Annotated in this window: 25 protein-coding genes; 19 read left to right on the forward strand and 6 right to left on the reverse strand. The window is 27.5% G+C overall.

Features of this window, described 5'->3' with window-relative positions; genetic code table 11:
* The first annotated feature begins 22 nt into the window (after positions 1 to 22).
* The 3 genes from EPJ79_RS08375 to EPJ79_RS08385 are packed head-to-tail and all read left to right on the forward strand — an operon-like array spanning position 23 to position 2,574.
* Positions 23 to 454, forward strand: coding sequence for a PTS sugar transporter subunit IIA (locus tag EPJ79_RS08375; protein ID WP_021958781.1), 432 nt, complete (start codon positions 23 to 25; stop codon positions 452 to 454).
* A gap of 34 nt (positions 455 to 488) precedes the next feature.
* Positions 489 to 797 carry a PTS sugar transporter subunit IIB gene (locus EPJ79_RS08380; protein ID WP_147739144.1) on the forward strand — a complete coding sequence of 103 codons (309 nt, stop codon included), beginning with the start codon at positions 489 to 491 and terminating at the stop codon, positions 795 to 797.
* Between the two features lie 40 nt (positions 798 to 837).
* A complete protein-coding gene (locus EPJ79_RS08385) occupies positions 838 to 2,574 on the forward strand; it encodes an RNB domain-containing ribonuclease (RefSeq protein ID WP_147739145.1) in 1,737 nt (578 codons plus the stop codon).
* Here the strand turns inward: EPJ79_RS08385 and EPJ79_RS08390 are convergent.
* Entirely contained in the window at positions 2,569 to 3,129 is a 561-nt protein-coding gene (locus tag EPJ79_RS08390) for a CYTH domain-containing protein (RefSeq protein ID WP_147739146.1), read from the reverse strand. The genes EPJ79_RS08385 and EPJ79_RS08390 overlap by 6 nt on opposite strands.
* A gap of 257 nt (positions 3,130 to 3,386) precedes the next feature.
* On the opposite strand from EPJ79_RS08390, the gene hisG reads away from it, so the two are divergent.
* From hisG to hisIE, 8 genes are all read left to right on the forward strand, one after another.
* On the forward strand, positions 3,387 to 4,007 hold the full coding sequence (hisG, locus tag EPJ79_RS08395; protein WP_147526394.1) for an ATP phosphoribosyltransferase: 621 nt from the start codon (positions 3,387 to 3,389) through the stop codon (positions 4,005 to 4,007).
* Positions 4,004 to 5,284 (forward strand): histidinol dehydrogenase, encoded by a 1,281-nt coding sequence (gene hisD, locus EPJ79_RS08400; protein WP_147739147.1) that lies wholly within the window; start codon positions 4,004 to 4,006, stop codon positions 5,282 to 5,284. The genes hisG and hisD overlap by 4 nt, the downstream gene beginning before the upstream one ends.
* Positions 5,285 to 5,701: 417 nt before the next feature.
* The gene (gene hisC / locus EPJ79_RS08405; RefSeq protein WP_147739148.1) at positions 5,702 to 6,760 is read left to right on the forward strand and encodes a histidinol-phosphate transaminase; all 1,059 of its coding nucleotides are present in this window, start codon (positions 5,702 to 5,704) and stop codon (positions 6,758 to 6,760) included.
* Positions 6,761 to 6,804: 44 nt separating this feature from the next.
* The gene (gene hisB, locus EPJ79_RS08410; protein WP_147739149.1) at positions 6,805 to 7,392 is read left to right on the forward strand and encodes an imidazoleglycerol-phosphate dehydratase HisB; all 588 of its coding nucleotides are present in this window, start codon (positions 6,805 to 6,807) and stop codon (positions 7,390 to 7,392) included.
* Complete coding sequence (gene hisH, locus EPJ79_RS08415) at positions 7,393 to 8,022, forward strand: imidazole glycerol phosphate synthase subunit HisH (RefSeq protein WP_147739150.1); 630 nt, start codon at positions 7,393 to 7,395, stop codon at positions 8,020 to 8,022.
* Between the two features lie 14 nt (positions 8,023 to 8,036).
* Positions 8,037 to 8,750: a 1-(5-phosphoribosyl)-5-[(5-phosphoribosylamino)methylideneamino]imidazole-4-carboxamide isomerase gene (gene hisA / locus EPJ79_RS08420; RefSeq protein ID WP_147739151.1), complete on the forward strand. Its 714-nt coding sequence runs from the start codon at positions 8,037 to 8,039 to the stop codon at positions 8,748 to 8,750.
* A gap of 15 nt (positions 8,751 to 8,765) precedes the next feature.
* Positions 8,766 to 9,521: an imidazole glycerol phosphate synthase subunit HisF gene (gene hisF / locus EPJ79_RS08425; protein WP_147739152.1), complete on the forward strand. Its 756-nt coding sequence runs from the start codon at positions 8,766 to 8,768 to the stop codon at positions 9,519 to 9,521.
* A gap of 3 nt (positions 9,522 to 9,524) precedes the next feature.
* Positions 9,525 to 10,187 carry a bifunctional phosphoribosyl-AMP cyclohydrolase/phosphoribosyl-ATP diphosphatase HisIE gene (gene hisIE, locus EPJ79_RS08430; protein WP_147739153.1) on the forward strand — a complete coding sequence of 221 codons (663 nt, stop codon included), beginning with the start codon at positions 9,525 to 9,527 and terminating at the stop codon, positions 10,185 to 10,187.
* A gap of 123 nt (positions 10,188 to 10,310) precedes the next feature.
* Here hisIE and EPJ79_RS08435 read toward each other — a convergent pair whose 3' ends face one another.
* A complete protein-coding gene (locus EPJ79_RS08435) occupies positions 10,311 to 11,780 on the reverse strand; it encodes a leucyl aminopeptidase family protein (RefSeq protein ID WP_147739154.1) in 1,470 nt (489 codons plus the stop codon).
* A gap of 159 nt (positions 11,781 to 11,939) precedes the next feature.
* On the reverse strand, positions 11,940 to 12,623 hold the full coding sequence (locus EPJ79_RS08440) for an OmpA family protein (RefSeq protein ID WP_244289092.1): 684 nt from the start codon (positions 12,621 to 12,623) through the stop codon (positions 11,940 to 11,942).
* 206 nt (positions 12,624 to 12,829) lie between these two features.
* Between EPJ79_RS08440 and ppdK the strand changes: the two genes are divergently transcribed.
* Entirely contained in the window at positions 12,830 to 15,847 is a 3,018-nt protein-coding gene (gene ppdK, locus EPJ79_RS08445) for a pyruvate, phosphate dikinase (protein WP_147739155.1), read from the forward strand.
* A 164-nt stretch (positions 15,848 to 16,011) separates the two neighbouring features.
* Positions 16,012 to 16,860, forward strand: a complete 849-nt coding sequence (hisJ, locus tag EPJ79_RS08450) for a histidinol-phosphatase HisJ (protein ID WP_147739156.1) — start codon at positions 16,012 to 16,014, stop codon at positions 16,858 to 16,860.
* A gap of 3 nt (positions 16,861 to 16,863) precedes the next feature.
* Here the strand turns inward: hisJ and EPJ79_RS08455 are convergent, their stop codons facing one another.
* A complete protein-coding gene (locus tag EPJ79_RS08455; protein WP_147739157.1) occupies positions 16,864 to 17,376 on the reverse strand; it encodes a PaaI family thioesterase in 513 nt (170 codons plus the stop codon).
* Between the two features lie 135 nt (positions 17,377 to 17,511).
* Here EPJ79_RS08455 and EPJ79_RS08460 point away from each other — a divergent pair, with 135 nt between their 5' ends.
* A complete protein-coding gene (locus tag EPJ79_RS08460; RefSeq protein ID WP_147739158.1) occupies positions 17,512 to 17,964 on the forward strand; it encodes a hypothetical protein in 453 nt (150 codons plus the stop codon).
* 7 nt (positions 17,965 to 17,971) lie between these two features.
* On the opposite strand, the gene EPJ79_RS08465 is transcribed toward EPJ79_RS08460, so the two are convergent.
* A complete protein-coding gene (locus tag EPJ79_RS08465; RefSeq protein WP_147739159.1) occupies positions 17,972 to 18,421 on the reverse strand; it encodes a GNAT family N-acetyltransferase in 450 nt (149 codons plus the stop codon).
* Complete coding sequence (locus EPJ79_RS08470; protein WP_147739160.1) at positions 18,421 to 18,780, reverse strand: hypothetical protein; 360 nt, start codon at positions 18,778 to 18,780, stop codon at positions 18,421 to 18,423. Before EPJ79_RS08470 ends, EPJ79_RS08465 begins: the two co-directional genes overlap by 1 nt.
* A 106-nt stretch (positions 18,781 to 18,886) precedes the next feature.
* On the opposite strand from EPJ79_RS08470, the gene EPJ79_RS08475 reads away from it, so the two are divergent.
* The 5 genes from EPJ79_RS08475 to EPJ79_RS08495 all read left to right on the forward strand — a co-directional run bounded on the left by EPJ79_RS08475 (position 18,887) and on the right by EPJ79_RS08495 (position 25,427).
* Positions 18,887 to 19,618: a L,D-transpeptidase family protein gene (locus EPJ79_RS08475; RefSeq protein ID WP_147739161.1), complete on the forward strand. Its 732-nt coding sequence runs from the start codon at positions 18,887 to 18,889 to the stop codon at positions 19,616 to 19,618.
* Positions 19,619 to 20,075: 457 nt separating this feature from the next.
* Complete coding sequence (gene creD, locus EPJ79_RS08480) at positions 20,076 to 21,431, forward strand: cell envelope integrity protein CreD (RefSeq protein WP_147739162.1); 1,356 nt, start codon at positions 20,076 to 20,078, stop codon at positions 21,429 to 21,431.
* 83 nt (positions 21,432 to 21,514) lie between these two features.
* Complete coding sequence (ruvB, locus tag EPJ79_RS08485) at positions 21,515 to 22,561, forward strand: Holliday junction branch migration DNA helicase RuvB (RefSeq protein WP_147739163.1); 1,047 nt, start codon at positions 21,515 to 21,517, stop codon at positions 22,559 to 22,561.
* Positions 22,562 to 23,037: 476 nt separating this feature from the next.
* Complete coding sequence (locus EPJ79_RS11965) at positions 23,038 to 23,748, forward strand: M23 family metallopeptidase (protein ID WP_338134177.1); 711 nt, start codon at positions 23,038 to 23,040, stop codon at positions 23,746 to 23,748.
* 26 nt (positions 23,749 to 23,774) lie between these two features.
* Positions 23,775 to 25,427 (forward strand): hypothetical protein, encoded by a 1,653-nt coding sequence (locus EPJ79_RS08495; RefSeq protein WP_147739164.1) that lies wholly within the window; start codon positions 23,775 to 23,777, stop codon positions 25,425 to 25,427.
* Positions 25,428 to 25,609 lie beyond the last annotated feature (182 nt).

Raw genomic sequence — 25,609 nt, forward strand, 5'->3', positions numbered from 1 at the left:
ATTTAATTTATTTGGAGCTTTTATGCTTAAAGAGTTTATAAAAGGAAATGTAAAAATAGTCGATTCGGTAGCAAATTGGGAAGAGGCTTTGAAAATCGGAGCGGAGTCTTTGGTAAGAAACGGCAATATTGAAGAAAGATATATTCAAGCGATTATCGATAATGTTTATAAAAACGGTCCTTATATTGTTCTTATGGATGGAGTTGCAATGCCGCATTCTCGCCCCGAAGAAGGCGTTATAAAAAAAGGAATGAGTTTTCTAAAAGTGAAAAACGGCGTTGATTTTTATAAAACCGAAGAAAAAGTTTATTTGTTTTTTACATTAGCGGCTGAAGATTCGGATGGACATCAGGATGCAATCGCCGAACTTGCGGACTTTTTGGGAGACGATGAAAAAGTTGAAAAATTAATAAAAAATGATATTGACGAAGAGGGTTTACTAAATTTATTATAAATTAATATTAAGTTATAATATGGAGGATAAAATTATGTTAAAAGTATTAGTATCCTGCGCTAACGGAACGGGAACAAGTTTAATGATGAAGAAAACGACTGAAAATGTATTAAAATCGTTAGAAATTAAAGATTTTGATATTCAAACTTGCGCTTTATCGGGCTGCGAACATTCTGCCGTTAATTATGATATTATATTTTGTCCTGTAAATTTTATTGATATGTTCAAAGAAGCTATCGATAAAGGCGTAAAAGTTATAGGCATAAAAAATATTCTTTCTGAATCAGAATTCAAACAAAAACTTGAAGAATCTGGATATTTGGAAGATTTGAAAAATAAATAATACTTTTTATTATTTAAAAATTAATTTCATTTATAAATTTATGATAACTATTGAAGAGTTAATAAGAAAATTAATAAAAAATCAAATTGATTATAATGTATTTATAAAATTCAATTCAAAAACCGTAATCGAAAAAACCGCATTGACTAATTTAATAAGAAAAGCGATTAGCGAAAATTATATTCAAAAAACGGACAATAATTTATTAAAAATTACGAAAGAAGGAAGAGAATATATAAATAAACTTGAAGGAAAAGAAATAGCTCCTAAAACAATTCAAAATAAAAAAATATCGGTAAATCCGCAAAATGCAAAATTGGATTCAAAAATCATAGCGGAAGCTTATAATATAAAATCCGATTTTAGCGAAGAATTATTAAAAATCGCAAACGAAATAAATAATAATGCAATATTTGATTGTAAAGATAGAATTGACTTAAGAGAAATAAAAACAATAACTATAGACGGCGAAACTTCAAAAGATTTGGACGATGCAATAAGCGTAGAAAAAATTGAAGATAATTATAAAGTTTATGTTCATATATCGGATGTAAGCCATTTTATAGATATTGATTCTCCTTTAGATTTGGAAGCTAAAAGCAGAGGAAATTCATCTTATTTAATCGATAAAGTTTATAATATGTTTCCCGAGATTTTATCAAATAATATAATGTCTTTAAATGAAAACGAAGAAAGATTTGCCTTAACTTTAATTTTTATTATTGATAAAGAAGGCAATATTTTAGAATCTAATATTTTAAAAAGTTTAATAAAATCCGACAGAAGATTATCTTATAATTATGCGGAAGATATTATAAATAAAAAAGTCGAAGAAGAAAATTGGCTTTTGGAATTAATAAATAATTCTTTGGATGTAAAAAATATTTTATATAAAAAAAGAAAAGAAGGCATAGGAATAGAATTCGACAATAACGATATAAAAATAGTTTTAAACGAGGAAGGAATTCCTATAGAATTTTACGGAGAAGAAAAAAAGCAATCCGCTCATATAATAGAGGAATTAATGCTTTTGGCAAATAGCGAAATAGCTAAAAAATTAAAAGATTATGACGGAGTAATATTTAGATATCATGGTTTGCCTGACGAATATAGATTTAATAATTTTAAAATACTCGCTCATAATAAAGGCTATGAATTAAAAAAACTTGAAAATGGCGGATACGATATAAAAGAATTTATAGAAAGAGTAAAAGGAAAAGCGGAAGAAAATTTGCTTACTTCCGTTTTGCTTCGTTCTATGACGCCATCTTCTTATAGCATAGTAAATAAAAGTCATTTCGGTTTAGGATTAGATTATTATACTTATTTTACATCGCCAATAAGAAGATATGCAGATTTGCTTATTCATAGAATAGTTAAATCGGTTTTAATAAATAAAGATAAAGAGATAGATTTAAAATTAAAAGATTTATGCAAAGATTCTTTCGATAAATTATCTATTCTTGATAAAACTTCAAATAAAGCCGAAAGAAATGTTAGACAAGTTAAAGCGGCAAGATTCATGAAAGACAGACTCGGAGACGAATATTTTGGAATTATAAGCTCTATGTCTAAATACGGAATAACTGTTGAAATCGAAGGGCTTGAAATTGAAGGATTTATTGAGTCGCATTATGTCGGTTCTGATTATAGATTTTATCAAGATATGCAATGCGTTTTTATAGAAAAAGTAAAAGCTTATGAACTTGGAGATAGAGTTAAAATTTTTGTGGCAAGCGTTAATGTTGAAAACGGTAAAATAAATTTTTCTTTATAATTTTTTTTTAAGAAGGTTTATATAAGGTTCTGTTTCTATAGAAGATTCTTCAATTCCTATTTCTTTTAATATCGATTTTAATTTTTTTATTTGATTTTCTATCGACTCTTCATTATTTAAAAATTCAATTTCTATAAAGTCGCCCAAATTTTTTATATTCGACACTTCAATTAAAGCGTTTTTATATTTGAAAGCATAACCTTTTTTTTCTTTTTTAACATATTCTCTATAATCCATTAAAGAAGATAAAAAATTGATTATGAATTTAGATTTTTTTTTGCTTACTTTAATCTCTCTCTCTTCATTAACTTCAACTGCGTCTATTATACTTCTTATTTTTGAGCAAAAAGTATAACCGCCATGTTCAATTCTTAATCTTATGCAATTATTTAAATTTATATTTCCGCTTTTTATCTCGGAGTTTTTGGCAAAATAAATATCTTTTTTAAAATATTTTTTTTTGAATTTTGCGTTCTTATATAAAAAATCTAAAGTTGATTTTACATTTTCAATGTAAGCTTTTATTTCTATTTCGGCGTTATTTTTTTTACTCATTTTAATTTTGTATTTATATTATTTAAATATTTTTTATTATAGTATTATAAATTATTACTACTAAAAAATAAAGATTTCTTAAATTGTTAGTCATTAAAATTAAATCAATCCATATTTTATCATAACATTTATAATTTCAATTCAATAATTATCTTGTTTTTACTACAAAAAATTTAATTTTATTATATAATGATTTTAATAATAAACAAAAATAAATAAAAAATAAATTTCATTAAAATAAAAAAGAAAATTATAAAATGAATAAAATTAATATAGCTTTGCCGAAAGGCAGATTATTAAAAAAAGTCTACGATTTATTTAAAAAGATAGGATACGAAAATAAAGAATTGCTTGAAGACAATAGAAAACTTGTTTTTGAAAATAAAGGAATAAGATATTTAATTGTCAAACCTTCCGATGTCGGAATTTATGTAGAAAAAGGAGTCGCAGATATTGGAATTGTAGGAAAAGATATTTTGCTTGAAAACTCTCATGATATTTACGAATTATTAGATTTGAAATTTGGAAAATGCAAAATATGTATGGCTTCAATTAAGGATTATAAAGAAGATATTGAGAGAAGATTAAGAGTCGCCACAAAATATATAAATGTGTCGAAAAAATATTTTGATTCTATAAATAGAGATGTCGAAATAATAAAATTAAACGGTTCGGTAGAATTAGCGCCGATACTTAATTTATCCGATGTTATTATAGATATTGTGGAAACGGGAAGCACTTTAAAAGAAAATAATTTAATTGTGATTAAAGATATAGTAGATTATATAAGCTCAAGATTGATTGTAAATAAAGTGAGTTTCAAGTTTAAAAATAATTTAATAACAGAGATAGTTAAAAATATTGAGGAAGTATTATGATTAAAATTATAAATTATAAAAACGGAGATTCTTTAAAACCAATTTTAGCAAGAAGTCAATTTAGTTATGATAATATTAATAAAAAAGTTAAAGCGATAATTGAAGATGTAAAAAAAAACGGCGATAAGGCTTTGATTAAATATAATAAAGAATTTGATAAAGCCGACACAAAAATTTTGGAAGTTTCTAAAAAAGAAATTGACGGAGCTTATAATAGAATAGATAATAAATTTAAAAAAACTTTGCATTTGGCTTATAAGAATATTGAAAAATTCCATAAAAAACAAATTAGAAATGGATTCATAACTAACGAAGAAAACGGAATCGTTATGGGACAAATAATAAATCCGATTGAAAAAGTCGGCGTTTATATTCCTGGCGGAACTGCAATTTATCCTTCAACGGTTTTAATGAATGTTATTCCCGCGAAAGTTGCTAAAGTGCCTGAAATTATTCTTGTCTCGCCTCCAAATAAAAATGGGAAAATAAGCGATATTATTTTGGCTGCTGCAAAAATATCTGGAGTCGATAGAGTTTTTAAAATTGGCGGAGCGCAGGCAATTGCGGCTTTAAGTTATGGAACTGAAAGCGTCCCTAAAGTTTACAAAATAGTAGGACCTGGAAATATTTATGTCGCAACGGCAAAGAGACTCGTTTATGGCGAAATTTCTATAGATATGTTTGCAGGACCGAGCGAAATTTTAATTATAGCGGATGAAAATGCAAATCCGATTCATATTGCTGCAGATATGCTCGCTCAAGCCGAACATGATAAATTAGCCTCAAGCGTTTTAATTACGACAAGCGAAAATATAGCAAGTAAAGTAAAAGAAGAATTATATAAACAATTAAAAAATTTAAGCAGAAAAGAAATAGCGGAAGAATCGATAAAAAATAACGGAAAAATAATTATAACTAATACTATCGAAGAGGCGATTTTTATAAGCAATGAATTAGCTCCCGAACATTTGGAAATAAATATAAAAGAACCTTTTTCAATTTTATCAAAAATAAAAAATGCAGGCTCTATATTTTTAGGAGCGAACACTCCCGAAGCTTTGGGAGATTATTTATCTGGCACGAATCATGTTTTGCCAACAAGCGGAACTGCAAAATTTTCTTCTCCTCTTTCGGTTGATGATTTTATTAAAAAATCTTATTACACTTATTATACTAAAGACGCTTTGAAAAAAGTTAAAGATAATGTAATTAATTTTGCAGAAAATGAAAAATTGGAAGCGCATGCAAATTCTATAAAATTGAGATTTGAAAAATAGAATTATAATATTTATAGACTTAAAATTATTTATTAATAGCTATATTATTTATACAAATATAAATTTGATTAATGAGGTTTTATAGTTATGAACGAAAATACACGAAAAATAGATTTTGAATATTTTAAAACATTTGAATGAAGATTAGAAAATGGCGAGATAATTTTAGAAATAAATTCTTTTATAAATTCATAAAAAAAAAGGGGGGGGGTAAATAATGGCTTTAAATTTTTATATCCTCTCAATTTTAGATTGAATTTAAATTATTGATTATAATATCTTTTACAATAGGTTATTTTTATCATTCAGTTTTAAAAAATATTATTTTTATAAAAGAAAATATTTTATAAATACTTTTATTTATATCAAATATCATATATAATAATACTTTCAAAAATAATTAATGAAGAGTTTAATATGAATAAATTTTTAAGCGATAAAGCGAATTCCGTTATTCCTTATGTTCAAGGCGAACAACCTAAAGATAAAAAATATATTAAACTTAATACAAACGAATCTCCTTATCCTCCTTCAAAAAATGTAAAAAAAACTATTATAGAAAGCGATTTTAACGATTTGCGTCTTTATCCCGACCCAGATATTAGCGTTTTGAAAAATATAATTGCAGAAAAATATAAACTTGAAAGCGAAAATATTTTTATTGGAAACGGTTCTGACGAAATATTGGCGTTTTCTTTTATGGCATTTTTTAATAAAAAAGATAAAATTTATTATCCTAATATAACCTATAGTTTTTATTCCGTTTATTCCGATTTATTTGATTTAAGCGAAAAAAAAATTCCTCTTAAAGAAGATTTTTCTATAGATATAAATAATTATAAAAATTTAGATTCGGGAATAATTATTGCAAACCCAAACGCTCCAACGGGACTTTTATTAGAATTAAACGAAATTGAAGAGATAATTAAAAATAACTTAAATAATATCGTTATAATAGACGAAGCTTATATAGATTTTGGCGGAGAGTCGGCGATTAAACTTATAAACAAATATAATAATTTGCTTGTCATTCAAACTTTTTCAAAATCGAGAAGCTTGGCAGGAATGCGTTTAGGATTTGCCATTGGAAATAAAGAATTGATAAAAGGGCTTAAAAATATAAAATTTTCTTTTAATTCTTACACTATAAATAGGCTTTCAATTTTAGCGGGAATCGAAGCTTTTAAAGACGAAGAATATTTTAAAAAGTCCGTTTCAAAAATTATAATAACGAGAGAAAAAACTAAAGAAGAATTAAAAAAATTAGGTTTTAAGGTTTTAGATTCAAAATCAAATTTTTTATTTATATCGCATAATAAAATTTTGGGCGAGAATATTTATTTGAAATTGAAAGAGAAAGGAATTTTGGTTAGATATTTTAAAAAAGAAATTATTAATAATTTTATAAGAGTGACTATAGGAACTTATGAAGAAATGATTATTTTTATAAACGCTTTGAAAGAAATTATTAATTAAATATTTTTATACTTTTATATTTTTTATTTTAAGGAGAATTTAAAATGAGAAAATCGGAAATTGAAAGAAATACAAACGAAACTAAAATTAAAATTAAATTAAATATAGACGGAACGGGAAAATATTTAAATAAAACTAAAGTTGGATTTTTAGACCATATGCTCGATTTATTTGCTCGACATGGAAGATTCGATTTAGAAACTATATGCGATGGCGACACTCATATAGATTATCATCATTCGGTTGAAGACACGGCTATAGTTTTAGGAAAATGTTTCGCCGAAGCTTTGGGAGATTTAAAAGGAATAAAAAGATACGGCAATTTTTTTATGCCAATGTGCGAAGCTTTAACTTTGGTAGCGATTGATATATGCGGAAGAAGTCATTTAATTTTTGACGCCGATTTGATTAATCAAAAAATTGGAGATTTCGACACGGAATTGGTTAAAGAATTTTTTACGGCTTTTACAAATTCCATGAATATAACGATGCATATAAAAACTTTTCATGGAGAAAATACGCATCATATTATAGAATCTATTTTTAAAGGTTTTGCTAAAGCTTTATCTCAAGCCGTAGAAATAGACGAAAAATACAAAGACGAAATTTTATCAACTAAAGGCATATTATAAATGGTTGCGATAATAGATTATGGAGTTGGAAATTTATTTTCTTTAATGTCTTCTTTAAATTATGTCGGCATAGAAAATAAATTAACGGATAGAGAAAATATTATAAAAAAATCCGCCGCAATAATTTTGCCGGGAGTCGGAGCGTTTAGAGACGCAATTGAAAAATTAGAAAAAAAGAACTGTGGAATTTTAAAAGAAACTTTAGTTGAAGAAAGCAAAAAAGGAAAAATAATTTTAGGAATATGTTTAGGAATGCAAATGTTTTTTGATAAAAGTTTTGAGTATGGAGAATATAAAGGACTCGGTTTAATAGAAGGGGAAATTTGTCCTATAGAAAAAGATTTGAAAAATAAAGAATTAAAAGTTCCGCATATGGGTTGGAATAATTTAAATATAAAGAAAGAAGATAAAATTTTTAAATATATTAAGAATAACGAATTTGTTTATTTTGTTCATTCATATTATGCAAAAAATTGTTCTAAAAGCATAATAGCAGGCAGCGAATACGATATTGAAATTCCCGCGGTTGTTAAAAAAAATAATATTTACGGAATACAATTTCATCCCGAAAAAAGCGGAAACACGGGACTTAATATTTTAAAAGGTTTTAAAGATTTGATTTATAATTAAGGAGAGATTATAAAATGAAAATATTTCCCGCGATAGATTTGAAAAACGGAGAAGTAGTTCGATTAGTCGAAGGAGATTATAATAATAAAAAAACTTATTTTACAAATCCTATGGAAGTATTAGATTTTTTTATTGAAAGCGGAGGCGAAAATTTGCATATTGTAGATTTGGACGGAGCGAGAGGAGGAAATACTTTTAATTTTAAGACGATAGAAAAAATAATTAAAAAATGCGATTTATTTACTCAAGTCGGAGGCGGAATAAGAAGCGAAGAGACGATAAAAAAATATTTGGATATCGGAGTTGGAAGAGTTATACTTGGAACTATTGCCGTTGAAAATTTAGATTTTTTGGAGAAAATGATAAATAAGTATAAAAAAAATATCGCCGTATCGGTAGACGCTAGAGATAGAATGATTGCAATTAAAGGATGGAAAGAAATTAAAAAAGAAGATTCTATAGATTTTTGCAAAAAACTTGACGATATGGGAATTGAAACTATAATTTATACCGATATATCGAAAGACGGAAAACTATCGGGAACTAATTTGAATATTTATAAAGAGCTTAAAAATAAAATCTCTTGCAATATAATCGCTTCGGGCGGAATAACTTATGAAGAGGAAATTATAAAACTTAAAGAAATGAATATTGACGGAGCTATTGTTGGAAAAGCAATATACGAAAAAAAAATAGATTTGAAAAAAATAATAAAAATTGCAAAATAATTTTTGGAATAAATAATGATAACTAAAAGAATTATACCATGTTTGGATGTTAAAGACGGAAGAGTTGTAAAAGGTGCGAATTTTATCGGGCTTAAAGATGTGAACGACCCTGTTGAGCTTGCAAAATATTATAATAATTCTATGGCTGACGAACTTGTATTTTACGATATAACGGCTTCTTATGAAAATAGAAATTTATTCGTAAGCGCGCTTGAAAAAGTTGCGAAAGAAATTTTTATTCCATTAACTGTTGGAGGCGGAATAAATACTATAGAAGATTTTGACAGAGTTTTAAAATCTGGAGCCGATAAAGTTAGCGTGAATTCTGGAGCGGTTAAAAATCCTAATTTGATAAGAGAAGCTGCGGAAAAATACGGAAATCAATGCGTTGTTCTTTCCGTTGATATAAAAAAAGTTAATAATAAATATTTAGTATTTGTTAAAGGCGGAAGAGAGAATACTAATATTGACGCTATAGAATGGGTTATTAATGGAGAGAAAAACGGAGCGGGCGAGCTTGTAATAAACAGCATCGACACGGACGGAATTAAAAACGGCTTTGATATAGATTTATTAAAAGAAATAGCGAGCAATGTTTCAATTCCAATAATAGCTTCGGGCGGAGCGGGAACTATGGAACATTTTAAAGAAGTTTTTGAAGTGAAAGGAGTTGACGCTGGGCTTGCCGCTTCGATATTTCATTTTAAAGAGATAGATATAAAAGATTTAAAAGAATATTTAAAAAATAATAATATAAAAGTGAGATTATAAATTATGCAAAATATTTTAAACATTGATAAATTAAAATTTGACGATAAAGGATTAATTCCCGCTATAATAATTGATTATTATACGAAAGAAGTTTTAACTTTAGCCTACATGAATAAAGAGAGTTTAGAGATAAGCTTAAAAGAAGGCAAAACTTGTTTCTATAGCAGAAGCAGAAAAGAACTTTGGAGAAAAGGCGAGACTTCAAAAAATTATCAGCATATACAAAATATTAAAAGCGATTGCGATAATGACGCTTTGGTTATAGAAGTTATTAAAGACGGTCCCGCATGCCATACTGGAGCGGAATCTTGTTTTATGAATGAAGTTTATCAAAAAGAAAATTATAAAGATTTTTCAATATATAAATTATACGAACTTATAAGAGGACGAAAAATAAATATGACTGAAGGCTCATATACGACTTACCTTTTTAATAGCGGAATTGATAAGATATTAAAAAAAATCGGCGAAGAATCTTCCGAAGTTATAATTGGCGCTAAAAACGGAAGCAAGGAAGAGATTATATACGAGCTTTCAGATTTGTTTTACCATAGTTTGGTTTTAATGGTTGAAAAAAATATAACTTTAAATGATATAAAAGACGAATTATCAAAACGCTCAATTATAGATAAAAAATTAAAACAAGAGAGTATGAATAATAAGTAGAGATTATGTTTTTGAAAATATACAAATAAATACAAGCTTTATATAAAGTATAAAACTAAAAAAGAGGAACTTATAAAAATAAATCCCTCTTAAATTATTTATTATTATTTACATAATTTTTATTTATTCGTTTTCAACTAATTTTTCCACAGTCTTGGCAAGCAGATAAACTCCTACTCCAGTAGCGCCTTTTGAAGTATATTTTTCAGCGACATTTGAATAAGAAGTGCATGCTATATCCAAATGCGCCCATTTGCTTCCTTCTGTAAAATACGATAAAAACTGTCCTGCTGTAATAGTTCCCGCTTCTCTTCCGCCCGTATTTTTTATATCGGCAATATCCGATTTTATAGATTCTTTATATTCTTCAAATAAAGGAAGTTCCCAAACTCTTTCGTAAGTGTCGTTTCCAGCGTCTTTAATAATATTCGCCAACTTTTCATCGGTTGATAATAATCCTGTGGCATGTTTTCCCAAAGCGATTGAACAAGCTCCCGTTAAAGTGGCAATATCGATTATATAATCGGGTTTATATTTTTTTATTCCGTAAGATAAAGCGTCCGAAAGTATAAGTCTTCCTTCAGCGTCCGTATTTACCACTTCTACGGTGACTCCGTTATGCATTTTCAAAATATCGCCAGGATTAATAGCGCCGCTTCCCGTTTTATTATCCGTTAAAGGACAAATTACCGTGACATTAGCCTTTAATCCTCTATCGGCTATTAAAAATAAAGCTCCGCAAACCGCAGCCGCTCCCGCCATATCGTCTTTCATTCCAAGCATAGCATCCGAAGGTTTTAACGACATTCCGCCCGTATCGAAAGTTATTCCTTTTCCGACTAAAACTATATGCTTTTTAGCTTTACTATTTTTATATTGAGCGACAAATAATCTTGGGGGATTTTTACTTCCAGCGTTTACTCCCAAAATTCCGTTCATATTTAGATTTTTTAATTGTTTCTCATCCAAAATAGTCGTTGTAATTTTTTTCTTTTCTGCAATTTTTTTAGCTCTTTCAATAAATGTTAAAGAATTAATTACATTGCTAGGCTCATTAACCATATCTCTTGTCCAAAAAATATTTTCCGCTATTTGAGACGCTCTCGCTATCGCGTTTTCTGTGTCTTTTTTATGTTCTGAAACTAAAAGTATGTTTTTAATATTCGTTTTTTCTTTTAATCTTTTTTCTCCCAAATAATTATTGAAATTATAAGAAGCTAAAAGCATTCCTAAACAAAATTGTTCGTATGATTCCATAGAGCCTATTTCTGCAAATAATTCCGCCATATCGACTTCAATATCGCTTATATGCAAATCTTTCATTATTTTTATTAAAGAAGCTCCAGCGCATTTCCAAGTTTCATACATATAATTTTTAACTTCTCTATAAGTTATATAAATTACTCTCGTATTTTTAGAAAATGCAAAAGCAAACGGAGTAGAGATTGTATAATATTTATCTTTAACCAAACTATTAAACAAATCTATATATTCCTTATCGAAAGTGCAAACTTTTGGCTGCTCTTTTTCAACTTTTACAAAAATCGCAACCGTATCTTTTTTAATAAAATCTATCGTATGTTTTAATTTCATTTTTTATCCTTCTTTCTTTATAAAATATTTTTATTAAATTACTTTAATTATATACAATGTTTTTTTTATGTCAATTAATAATTAAATTAGAATTTCGCAAATTATCATAATAATTTTTGTTATTATATTTTAATATGGCTTTTATTAAAAAATCTATATTTAATTATTCCTAAAATAATTATTATAAATATCAATATCGCTTGAATTTTCTATTATAATAAACTCTACTCTCCTATTTAAAGCGTCAGTGTCATAAGGATTAATTAAATTCTGAACGCCTATATTTATTAATTTTATTTTCATAGCGTTTGTTAAATATGACGATACAGCCACAGCTCGCAAATATGATAAATTGGTTTCATTTTTTTTGCTATCGTATAAATATAATATATCGTTAGTTCTGCTTAAATTATAAGATGAATTATCAACATTTTCTCGTCTAGAATTATCCGTATGTCCTTCGACAATTATATTCATAATATTTGTTAATCCTAATAAAGAAGAAACATATATTATAGTTTTTTCGTATCTATTGACATTAACTTTACTGCTATTTTGTTCAAAAAGTATATTTTCAGGAACTATTAAAATTTTTCCTCTTTCGGTTAATCTATATTGATATGCAATTTGTATTTGCGGTTGTATATTTTTTTGAGCTTGATTTGTTGCAATATTATTTGTTCTCGTATTATTGGCTATAATATTTGTTATTATATTATTTGTAGCCGCATTATTTATTTTATCATTTCTTCGGTTATTAGATATAACTATAGAACTTTGGCATGTTATAATCATAATTATTAAAAAAAATAATATAATAAAATTATGAATTTTAAGTTTCATAATAATTCCTTATTTTCTAATTACAATATTATACAATAATTTAAAATTAAGTATATATTTTAATTAAAGAATACTATATTTAATTGTCGACTTATATATCTTAAAATTTTAATTATTATAAAAATTTTTTAAAATAAAAATTGACAATAAAAAAAATAACTATATAATAAATATATATTAATAAGATTATTTTACGGGGGCTTATTATGGCATTAAAAAAAATGGTTTACTTTTTTGGGAACGGTAAGTCGGAAGGAGCTAAAGAAACTAAAGCGCTTTTAGGCGGTAAAGGTTTGGGTTTGGCTCAAATGACGGAAAGCAAAGTTCCAGTTCCAGCGGGTTTTACAATCACAACCGAAGTATGCGATTATTATTCAAAAAATAAATCGTATCCGAAAGATTTGAAAAAACTCGTAGACGAAAATATTAAGAAGCTTGAAAAAGCTATGAATATGGAATTCGGCAACGAAGAAAAACCTTTATTGGTTTCTGTTCGTTCGGGAGCTGCAATCTCAATGCCAGGAATGATGGATACTATTCTTAATTTGGGCATTAATGAAAAAGTGGTTAATGGAATGATTAAGAAAACTAATAATCCAAGATTCGCATGGGACGCTTACAGAAGATTTATTCAAATGTTTGGCGATGTGGCTATGGGAGTCGACCATGATAAATTTGAAGAGATATTAGACAATGCAAAACATTCTATAGCTACCAGAGTAGGCAAACCTGCAAAAGAAGTTAAAGATACGGATTTAAATGTTGATGACTTAAAAGAAGTTGTTGATAAATATAAAGAAATGTATAAAAGAGAAATGGGAGAAGATTTCCCAGAAGACCCAAAAGTTCAATTATGGCATGCTATAAATGCGGTATTTAGAAGTTGGAATAATCCAAGAGCCGAAGCCTATAGAAAATTAAACGATATAAGAAATCTTTTAGGAACAGCGGTTAATGTTCAGGCAATGGTATTTGGAAATATGGGCGATACTTCCGCTACGGGAGTTTGTTTCTCTCGTAATCCAGCAACGGGCGAAAATAAATTCTACGGAGAGTTTTTAATAAACGCTCAAGGCGAAGATGTCGTTGCAGGAATAAGAACTCCTCAAGAAATTACTCTTGAAGGCAGTTTAGATTGGGCTAAAAATAATAATATAAGCGAATTTGAAAGAAAAGGAAAATATCCTTCGCTTGAAGAAGTTATGCCTAATGTATATAAACAGCTTGTAAGTTATAAAAATCAATTAGAAAAATATTATAGCGATATGCAAGATATGGAATTTACGATTCAAGAAGGCAAACTTTATATGCTTCAAACAAGAAACGGAAAAAGAACGGCAGCCGCAGCGGTTAGAATAGCGGTTGAACTTGCAGAAGCTAATATAATTTCAAAAGAAGAAGCTATAATGAGAGTTAATCCTTCAGATTTAGACCAGCTTTTGCATCCTACTTTCGACCCAGAAGCTAAAAAAGAAGCTACGATTTTGGCAAAAGGATTAAACGCTTCGCCTGGAGCCGCCGTTGGTAAAGTAGTATTTGCAGCGGATAGAGCGGAAAAACAAAAAGAAGAAGGCGAAAATGTAATACTCGTTAGAATAGAAACAAGCCCAGAAGATATTAAAGGTATGAATGCCGCAGAAGGTATTTTAACGGCAAGAGGCGGAGCGACATCTCATGCAGCCGTTGTTGCAAGAGGAATGGGAAAATGCTGCGTTGCGGGATGTAGCGCTTTAGATATAGATTATTCTTCAGGAAGTATGAAAGTGGGAAATGAGATTGTAAAAGAAGGAGATTATATTTCAATAGACGGTTCTACGGGCGAGGTAATGTTAGGACAAGTTGCGACTAAAGAAGCAGAAATGTCTGAAGATTTTAAAAAGCTTATGAAATGGGCTGACGATACAAGAAAATTGGAAGTTCATACAAATGCCGACACTCCTCATGACGCTCAAATAGCGCGAAGTTTTGGAGCGGAAGGAATAGGATTATGCAGAACGGAGCATATGTTTTTTAATGCCGATAGAATTAAAAGCGTTAGACAATTAATACTAGTTGCCGAAGATGTTAAACAATTGCAAGCTCAAATAAGCGAAGTTGAAAGAGCGGGAAAAAATAATTTGGTTAGCGAATTAAAAGACGCTTATAGAGAGCCAAAAAGATTATATGATGAAGCTTTGGATAATTTATTCCCAATGCAAATGGAAGATTTTATTGGAATATTTAAAGCTATGGATGGTTATCCCGTAACGGTTAGACTTTTGGACCCGCCTTTGCATGAGTTTATTCCTCATGAAGATTCTCAATTAGAAGAATTATCAAACGATATGGGAGTAGCTTTCGAGAAATTAAGAGCGATAAGAGATAGTTTGCATGAAGTTAACCCAATGCTTGGACATAGAGGTTGCCGTCTTGGTATAACTTATCCTGAAATATACGATATGCAAGCAAAAGCGATAATTGAAGCTGCGGTTAAAGTAAGCAAAAACGGAGTTAAAGTTCATCCTGAAATAATGATTCCTTTGGTTGGAACTTTGAAAGAGCTAAAAATTATAAAAGATAGAATAATAAAAATAGCCGAAGAAGTATTTGAAAAAGAGGGAGTAAGAGTTTCTTATAAAGTTGGAACTATGATAGAAGTGCCAAGAGCCGCTTTAGTAGCTGATAAAATCGCCACGGAAGCGGAATTCTTCTCATTCGGAACAAATGACTTAACTCAAATGGGAGGCGGTTTCTCGAGAGACGACGCGAGCAAATTCTTAAAAGATTATGTCGATAAAGAGATATACGAAAAAGACCCTTTCCAATCTTTAGACCAAGAAGGAATAGGAGAGCTTTTGAAAATAGGAGTTGAAAAAGGAAGAGCGACAAATAAAAAACTTATTATAGGAATATGCGGAGAGCATGGAGGCGACCCTGCTACCGTTATGTTCTGCCATGATATAGGTTTAAATTATGTAAGTTGTTCTCCTTATAGAGTGCCGATAGCTAGACTCGCAGCAGCGCAAGGCGTTATAGAACAAAAGAAAAAAGCTAAACAAACTGCTAAAAAGACGGTAAATAAAGCCGTTAAAAAAGCCTCTAAAAATATAAAAAAGGCTGTAAAAAAAGCGGGAAAAACTTTAAAAGCTTCGGCTAAAAAGTCAAACGCTAAAAAAGTATTAAAAAAGAAGTCTACAAATAAAAAAACGGCTTCAAAGAAAAAGGTTGTTTCTAAAAGAAGATAATTAAAAAATACTAATCTATATAAATAACCCTGCTTTTTAATAGCGGGGTTATTTTTTATAAAAAATATAATTCTAATTAATTTTAATTAATTAGATTTCAAAAATAAATTTTATTTTAATGTAATTTATGTTATAATTTGTAAAAAAATAAAGGCTTTTTATAAATGAAATATATTTCAAATTTGCATACGCATACAAATTATTGCGATGGTAAAAATTCTATAGAAGAAAATATAAAATACGCGATAGAAAAAGAATTTATAAGTTTAGGTTTTTCTGGGCATTCAAATTTTATTAAAGACGATTGTTCTATGACGAAAGAAGGCACGATTAAATATTTAAGCGATATAAAAAAATATAAAGAAATATACAAAGACAAAATTCAAATTTATTCTGGCATAGAAGCGGATTATTATTCCAACTTAAATAAAAATACCGATAAAGAAATGGCTCTCGATTATAGAATAGGTTCTGTTCATTTTATAGACGACAATAAAAATTATTTTTGCATTGATATGTCGAAAGATAATTTTGAAGAAACGATTAAACATTTCGGAAACATAAAAATCGTTATAGAAAAATATTTTGACAATATAATTAAAATGACAAATACTCAAAAACCCGATATTATTGGACATTTAGATTTGGTTAGAAAATATAATTTAAAAAAGGAATATTTTACCGAAGAGGAGTATTGGTATATTGAAAAAGTCGAAGAAGTTTTAGAAAATATAAAAGAAAATAATTGCATAGTCGAAGTTAATATAAAGCTTATGAGTAAATCAAATCTTGACGCTCATTATCCTAATAAAATGACGATTAAAAAAATTTTGAAAATGAATATCCCTTTAATGCTAAATACTGACGCTCATTCAATTAACGGTTTGGATAAATTTTATTATGAAGCAATTGAAGAATTAAAAAAACTTGGAGTAAAAAAAATTAAAATGTTAATTGATAATTCTTTTAAAGATATAGATATAAATATGTTAGGTAAAACGGTAATATTATAAAATTTAAGGAATATTTATAATTTTAGGGTCGCTTTCTTTTTTCTCGACAAACCAATCTTCTTTGCTTTCTGGGTCCATTTCAGCGATTTTATCAAGCCCCATACAAAGATAAGTTCCTTTTGCGGTTGCCGCGATTTTGTCGTCATTTAAAAGTATATAACCTTCGCCTTCGTAAACTCGTCCGTTGTCGGAGGTGATTTTTCCAATTATCCTTATCTCTTCGTTTATTGGAACAGGCTTTTTATATTTTGTTGTTAATGAAATAGTGACTCCCCATTTTTCTTCTCCCGTGTAAGGCATCATTGCTCTGCCAATAGTTTCGTCTAAAATAGCCGCCAAAATTCCGCCATGAACTCTCGCGGGATAACCTTGATGAACATCTTTGAATTTTACAAGCGCGCATAAAGATTTGTCTTCCAATTCGTAAAATTCCGCTTTTAAACTTAAATCGTTTTTAAATCCGCAAACCAAACACATTCTTGAATTATTTTGTTTATTTAATACTTTTAATTCCATAAATCAGCCTCAAAAAATTATTACTAAATAATATATTTTTTTATTATAAAAAACAATGCTTATATAAATAATTTGACTTTATTTGAAAACTATTTATAATTCAGAGGTTATTTAATTAAATTTAAAGGAATGAAAATGAAAAATTTTATAAACAAACTAAAACCTTATAGAAATTATATTTTATCTCTTGCATTACTTATTGGCTTGGCTAATTATTTTTTCTTCGATTATTTTCCGCGCCAAAGGCAAAACAGAGAAAATATTGTTGAGGAATTTGTAAAAAGAATAAATCAAAGTCTTCCAAGTAGGATTGACGAAATTACCACAATGACTAAAGTTTTTTATTTTCCTCCCGATAAAATAGTTTTCAATTATATTTTAGAAGGAGATATATATTTTATTTTAGAAAATAAAGATATATATTTTACGGCGGTTAAAGAAAATACATTGAATGATATTAAAAATAATTCGACACTTTTGAAAATCTGCAAATCTACGGGAAAAAATTTCAAATTTAGATATTTTTCCGCCGAAAATTCTAACGAAACTTTTATAAACGAATTTATTATTTATGGTAAGGAGTTTTAATTATTTTTTAGTAAAGCATAGGATAAAAATGAACTCCGTTTTCAATTTTTATAGAATCGGTTATTTGAATAAATCCTAACCTTTTATAAAACTCCAAAGCGTAATCGCTTGCATTGACGCTGTATTTTTCAAGCTCTAAAATATTTTTAACCTCTTCAAAAAGTTTCTTTCCAATTCCGAATTTAAAATATTTATCGTCAACAAAGAAAAGCGAAATATGTTCAAAATTTTTTAATTCTATAGCTCCGACTATTTTGTTATTTTTATCTCTTGCGACTAACATTAAAGCGCCTTCTATATAAAATCTTAATCGCATATTTTCTTTAGACATAAAAGTTAATATATTATTTATTCCTTCTTCGCTGTCGATTTTAGAATTATATTTTAAATAAATTCTTTTTACCAAATCGGATATTTCTTCTATATCGTTTATTTTTGCCCTTTCTATTTTAAACATTATTCAAAAACTTTAATTAATCTTTGAAAAGGCAAATGATTTCCATCCTTCAATAATTCGCCTTTTTTATAATATCGTAAATACGGAATCAATTCGTTATTCCAAGTATTTTCTTTGAAGTTCATAAAAGATTCGTATAAAGGACTCTCGTTATATAAACAAATAAAAATTGTAATATCAACAGGCGAGTTTTCTTCGTTTGCTTTTAATTCTCTTTCTAAACCTTTCCAATCTCCACACCAATCTTGCGTAAAAATCGCTAAAACATTTTCAGAAGCGTTTTTTATATTGTCGCTTACTTCTTTAGTGTCGATTATATTTTGCATTTCTTTATCGTCTATTTTCTTAAAAGTTAACATTATTCCTCCAATAATATTTAAGTTTATAATTTAAATCATATAATAAATAATATTTTTTATCAATTGAAAAATCTCCGATAATATCGATAATATATCGAGGCTTAAAATGTTTAAAATAATTTTAATATTGGCTATAATGAATAATTTACTATTTTCAGGCAATTTTATAAACGAACAAAAAATGTATGGCAGAGTTCGGGATGCGATAAAAGAGAAATATAATTTAATCGAAAATAATTTGAAAAATAATAATATAAAAATCGAAGAATTAAATATATTAATGATAGCTTTTAAAGAAGAAGCGATTTTGGAATTATACGCTAAAAATAAATCGGATAAAATCTATAAAAAAATTTGCGAATATAATATAGCTGAAAAATCGGGAGTGCTTGGACCAAAACGAAAAGAAGGAGATTTGCAAGTTCCCGAAGGTTTTTACAATATAGAAATTTTTAATCCCGCAAGTTCTTATTATTTGTCTTTGGGAATAAATTATCCAAACGCTTCGGATAAAATAAAAGGCTACAAATCGAAACTCGGAGGCGACATATTTATTCATGGCTCGACTGTTACAATAGGATGCATTCCGATAACGGACGATAAAATCAAAGAAGTTTATCTTTATTCTGTTTACGCTACGGATTGCGGACAGAAGAAAATACCCGTTTATATATTTCCGTTCAAAATGACGAATTCAAATTTTGATTATTATAAAAAATATTATAGCGAAGAATTAATTAATTTTTGGAAAGATTTAAAAACGGGCTACGATTTGTTTCAAATAGATAAAGAGGAATTGAAAATAAAAGTCGATAAATTTGGGAATTATATTTTTTAATAATTATTTAATTGTTTGCAATTATGCTTTCCAATTCTTCTATTATTTCGGTAATATCGTCGTTATATTCTCTAAACCAACCGCTATTAATTAAAGTTTACCAAATATTAAATTTAAAATCTTCAATATATTCGGTTTCAATATTCAATAATTTTGTATTTGAAAAATCCACTATAGATTTATAGTATTCTAAATAAAAATGTATGTTAAAACATAAAGATTTTTTAATATATTGTTGATAGAAAATTTGATATGGTTTATTAAAGTTTGTGGATTTCTAAATCAAATTCTTTGTTATTTTCTTGTCAAGAAAGAATCGCATCAGACTAAAGTCTACCATTGGTAAATACGGGCAGCGTCAAAAAGAAATACTAAATAATTCATCTTGTTAAAAATATTTAATCGACTATAATTATATTAATAAAAAAATTATATTTTCTAAATTGGAGTTTTAATTATGATAAAAAATATTTATAATGTTTCAAAAACTTTTGGATTTAAAATTTTTACTATTCTTATATTGGGGCTTTTCCTTTTAATTCCCATGACTTTTATCGACTCGGTTGTGAGAGATAGAAAAAATTATCAATCTGAAGCCGTAGACTCGATAATAGAGCCAATCGGAGGAGAGGCAAATATAGAAGGTTTGATTATCGCGATTCCTTATTTGAAAAAAGTTATATACGAAAACACGAAAGAAATAACTTATAAAAGAGAATATATTTTTTATATGCCAAATAGTTATAATATTTTTGGAAATGTTGAAATAAGTTTGCTTAAAAGAGGAATATTTAAAGTTCCCGTTTTAAATTCGACTTTAAATATAAAAGGAAAGTTTGATAAATATAATTCTGATTTGTATAATTTAAATGAAAAAGACGCCGAAATATTATTTGACGAAGCGATTATTATATTTGGAATTAGAAATAAAAAGAATTTACTCAAATTGCCTAAAATAATTATAAACGAAAACGAAGAGCTTAAATATTACGAGAAAACCGTAAAAATAAATTTGCCTATGTTTAGCAATATATTTTTATTTAATATTTCAAAAGAAAAATTATTTAACGGTTTTGAATTTGAAACGAGCATTGATATTCAAGGCGGAAATTCTTTGATTATAAATCCTATGGCTTCGGATAATTATTTTAATATATCTTCAAAATGGAGCGACCCAAGTTTTACGGGCGGATTTCTTCCTACAAAAAGAGAATTGTCTAAAAACGGATTTAATGCGGAATGGAATATCGCAAGCTTTAATACTTCATATAATAAATATTGGACAAGCGAAGAAGAAGATAAAAATAACGAATATGAATTTAAAGATAATCAAAATGCAAATAATGTAATAATATCTTTTTTACTTCTTAACGATAATTATCAAAAAATTTTAAGAAGCGTGAAATATTCTATACTTTTTATATTTATTCCTTTCTTTGTTTTATTTTTATGCGAGGTAATTTCTAAAAAACGAATTCATCCCGTTCAATATATATTGATTGGAATATCTAACGCGATATTTTATTTATTACTGCTTGCGATTTCAGAGCATATAAATTTTAATTTAAGTTATTTAATAAGCGCGATTATGGTAGTTTTATTAACTTCAATGTATATAGGTTATATAATAAAATCGAAAAAATATATTCTCTATATGGCTATTGTAGAAATTTTGATTTATATATTTTTATTTGGCATATTGCAACTTACCGATTACGCTTTTCTTATGGGAACTTTAGGATTATTTATAGTTATAGCGGCGGGAATGTATTTTTCAAGAAATGTAGATTGGTATGGCGAGAATAATAGTTAAATATTTAAAATATTATATATAGACTAATAATTATTATTGTAATATAATATCAGAATTATTTTAATTGCTTAATAAAAATAAATATGGAAAAAGAAAATCAAAGTTTAACAAATGCCGAAGAAACTTCTTACGATAATTTGGAAAATACTTCTATAAGACCTAAAGGTTTTTACGATTTTATAGGACAAGATAATATAAAGTCTAAATTAAATGTTTATATAGAAAGCGCAAAAAAAATAGATGTTTCTTTGGACCATATACTTTTTTACGGACCGCCTGGTTTGGGAAAAACTACTCTCGCTCAAATTATAGCGAATGAACTTGGATGCAATATAAAATCTACATCCGCTCCCGTTATAGAAAGACCTGGAGATTTAGCTTCTATATTAACGACTTTGGGAGAAAAAGATATATTATTTATAGACGAAATTCACAGATTAAAAACGGTTGTAGAAGAAGTTTTATATTCTGCAATGGAAGATTTTTTTGTAGATATAAAAGTTGGAGAAGGAACGAGCGCGAAAAGTTTTAGAGTTAAACTGCCTCATTTTACTCTTATCGGAGCGACTACAAGAAGCGGACTTTTAAGCACGCCTTTATACGACAGATTCGGAATAGTGGAAAGATTGGAATTTTATAACGAAAGCGATTTGGCTAATATAGTTAAAAGAAGTTCAAATTTTTTAAATATAGAAATAACCGATTCGGCTGCGCATTCTATAGCATCGAGAGCGAGAGGAACGCCAAGAATTGCAAATAGACTTTTAAGGAGAATATTTGACTTTGCAATAGTTTCAAATGTTATAAAAATGGATGAAAATTTTGCATGCGATTCTATGGAAAAATTGGGAGTCGATAAAAACGGATTTGAAGCGCTTGATAGACAATACTTAAACGCTATAGTTAAACATTATAACGGAGGACCTGTTGGAATAGACACTATTTCAGTTTCATTATCCGAACAAATAGAAACTATAGAAGATATTATTGAGCCTTATTTGATTCAATGCGGTTTTATAAAGAGAACGTCGAAAGGAAGAGTCGCCACAAAAAAGGCTTTTTCTTATTTAAATGTTTCAAAAATATATGACGATAACTATAAAGAGAATAGTTTATTTGATAGTTTATAAACGAGGAGAGTATTATTCAGACGAGAGATTTATTTGACAAAACTGAAGAATTAAACGCCGAATTAGATAAATATTATATAACGGAAGAAAGCTCAAAAGAAGCTAAAGATATTGCGAGTAAATTTGTAGGTAATTTAGATTCTAAAAATGAAAAAATAGATAAAAAAAATTCTAAAAGCGATAAAAGTTTAAATAAATATTTTTATAAATCGCTTAAGAAGAAAAAAGTAAAAATTTATAAAAATCCTTATGTAAAATCAAGAAGCAAATTTATTGGAAAGATAAATAAATTTTTTAAAGCCTTATATAATTTAACTAGCGGAATAAGAAATTTTTTCAAAATTATAATTAACACTATTATAAAAAAAGGAAATAACGAAAGAAGCATACTCTTATTTTATAACGATGACGAAAAAGGAATAAGATAGCCGATTAATAATTTTATTATATTATATTTACTTTTAATATTTTCGTCTTTGGTTTATACGGGAATAGACGCTTATTATAGACAAAAAAATGCGGGTAATTTTTATATCGCTCTATCCGATAGAGAAGCTCAAACTTATAAATTAATACAAGATTATAAAACTTCAATAAATAGATATTCTTCGGCTTTAATAGATTATAATAATTATTTAAAAAATATTTCTTATAGCATAGATTATAACGATAACTATTCTATTAAAAAAAATGAAGCCACTAATATAAACAAAATTTTAAATGAAGTCGATATATATCAAAAAAATATTTTATCTTTTTTAAAAATATCTTCTATATTGCATAAAGAAATTCCAACAGGTTGGCCCGTTGCTGGCGGCGGAAGAATTTCAAGCGGATTTGGAGCGAGATTATCGCCTTTTACTAAAGAAAAAAGTTATCATTACGGAGTCGATATCGCGGGACCTTACGGAACTCCGATTTTAGCGGTTGCCGATGGCGTGATTTCTTATGCTGGTTGGAGAAACGGATATGGTTGGTTTCTTATAATAAATCATGCGAACGGCTATCAAACCGCTTATGGACATAATTCAAAACTTTTAGTTAGTGTCGGGCATAAAGTTAAAAGAGGCGATAAAATTGCGCTTATTGGAAATACGGGAAGAACTACGGGAATTCATTGTCATTTTGAAGTTAGAATAAACGGCGACCATAAAAATCCAATGCCTTATTTGAGCGCAAGATTTTAATATTCGATTAAATTATAAAATATAAAATGAAAGAACATGATTCAAAAAAAAGATATTTAGGAGAATTCTACACTCCTTTAATATTCGCTAAAAAATCTTTGGAATATATAAATAAAATAATAAGCATAGAAGAATTAAAAAGCGGAAATTATAGAATTTGGGATATGGCATGCGGAAAAGGAAATTTGGAATATTATTTAGATAAATCGGTTTATCAATATTTGTATATGTCGACTATAGACAAAGAAGATATAAATTATTGCAAAGATAAATTTAAAAACGCATGCGTATTTCAATACGATTATTTAAATGATGATATAGAAGAAAATATAAAATCAAAAGAAAAAATATTTAAAATATTTGATTATAAAAAAATTCCAAATAAATTAAAATCAGATTTGCAAAATAAAAAATTGAATTGGCTTATATTTATAAATCCGCCTTACGCTACGAGTCAGGTTGCGGGAACAAATTCTAAAAGCAAAAAAAATGTAAGCTCAAGTTTGATAAGAGATATTATGCATAAAAATAAATTGGGAGAATCTTCGCGAGAATTATCTGCTCAATTTATGTTTAGAATAAATAAAGAATTTGTAAACTCAAAAAATATTTATTTGGCGATTTTTTCAAAGATAAATTATATAAAGGCGAATAATAATCAAAGATTTAGAGATAATGTTTGCAATTATAAATTTGTAAACGGATTTGTTTTTTCTTCTTTAAATTTTGAAAGCACTTCAAAAGCTATTCCGTTTCCCGTAAGTTTTATAATTTGGAAAATTGCAAATAATTATAATATAAAAAATGAAAATATTTTATTGAATATATTAAATAATAATTGTGATAAAATCGGCAAAAAAAATTATGCCGTAGTCGATAGAGAAAAATTATTAAATAAATGGATAAAGAGAGTTAGAAATTCGCGCTCTTTCGTTCCGTTATCTTCCGCCATAAAAGTTAAAGTTTCGGGGAGCGATATTAGAGATAAAATTTGCGATGGTTTTTTAGGCTCTCTTATGAGTTGCGGAAGCGATTTGCAAAAACAAAATTTAACCGCTATATTTTCAGCTCCTCAAGCATCCGCAGGCTCTCTTTCAATAACAAAAGATAATTTTCAAAAGGCTATGATTATTCATGCGATTAGAAGAATTACAAAAGTTAATTGGCTTAACGGAAGCGACCAATTTATAATTCCGAAATGCGATATTGAAGGATTAAGCGAAAAGTTTAAAATCGACTGCGTTATTTGGAGTTTATTTGCAAGCTCTAATCAAACGGTTTCAATGAATAATGTTTTTTATAAAGATAAATATTATAAAATAGAAAATCATTTTTATCCTTTTGATTATAAAGAAGTTTTTTCAAATAATAATTTTTTTGATTATAACAACGAAAAAAGATTTGCATTTGAATATTTAAAAAATAAAGAAAAAATTATGACGAAAGAATCTTTTGATTTATTAAATATCGGAAAAGAATTATATAAATTTTTTTACGAAAATATTGAAAAAATAAATTTGAATAAATATAAAATTTCTTTATGGGATTGCGGTTTTTGGCAGATAAGAAAATCTTTGAAAGAGATTAAAATCGGGATTGATATTTTAGATAAAATAAAATTGAATAGAGAGATTTTGAGAGAAAATATATTTAAAGAAGTTTGGCGTTTTATTTCGTAATATTAGTTTTTATAATAATAAAATTCAAAATTCTGTTATAGATTTTTAAATTATTATTTTATATATTTTATTTTTAAAACATTTAATTATTTGATTTATAAATTTTTTAGTATGGTTATAATTTTTCTATTTTAAATATTATTAATTTAAGCGTTTGGATTAAATTAATATAATAAACAAAA

Origin of the sequence: Brachyspira aalborgi, assembly GCF_008016455.1 — a bacterium.
In the GTDB taxonomy this organism is placed as follows: domain Bacteria; phylum Spirochaetota; class Brachyspiria; order Brachyspirales; family Brachyspiraceae; genus Brachyspira; species Brachyspira aalborgi.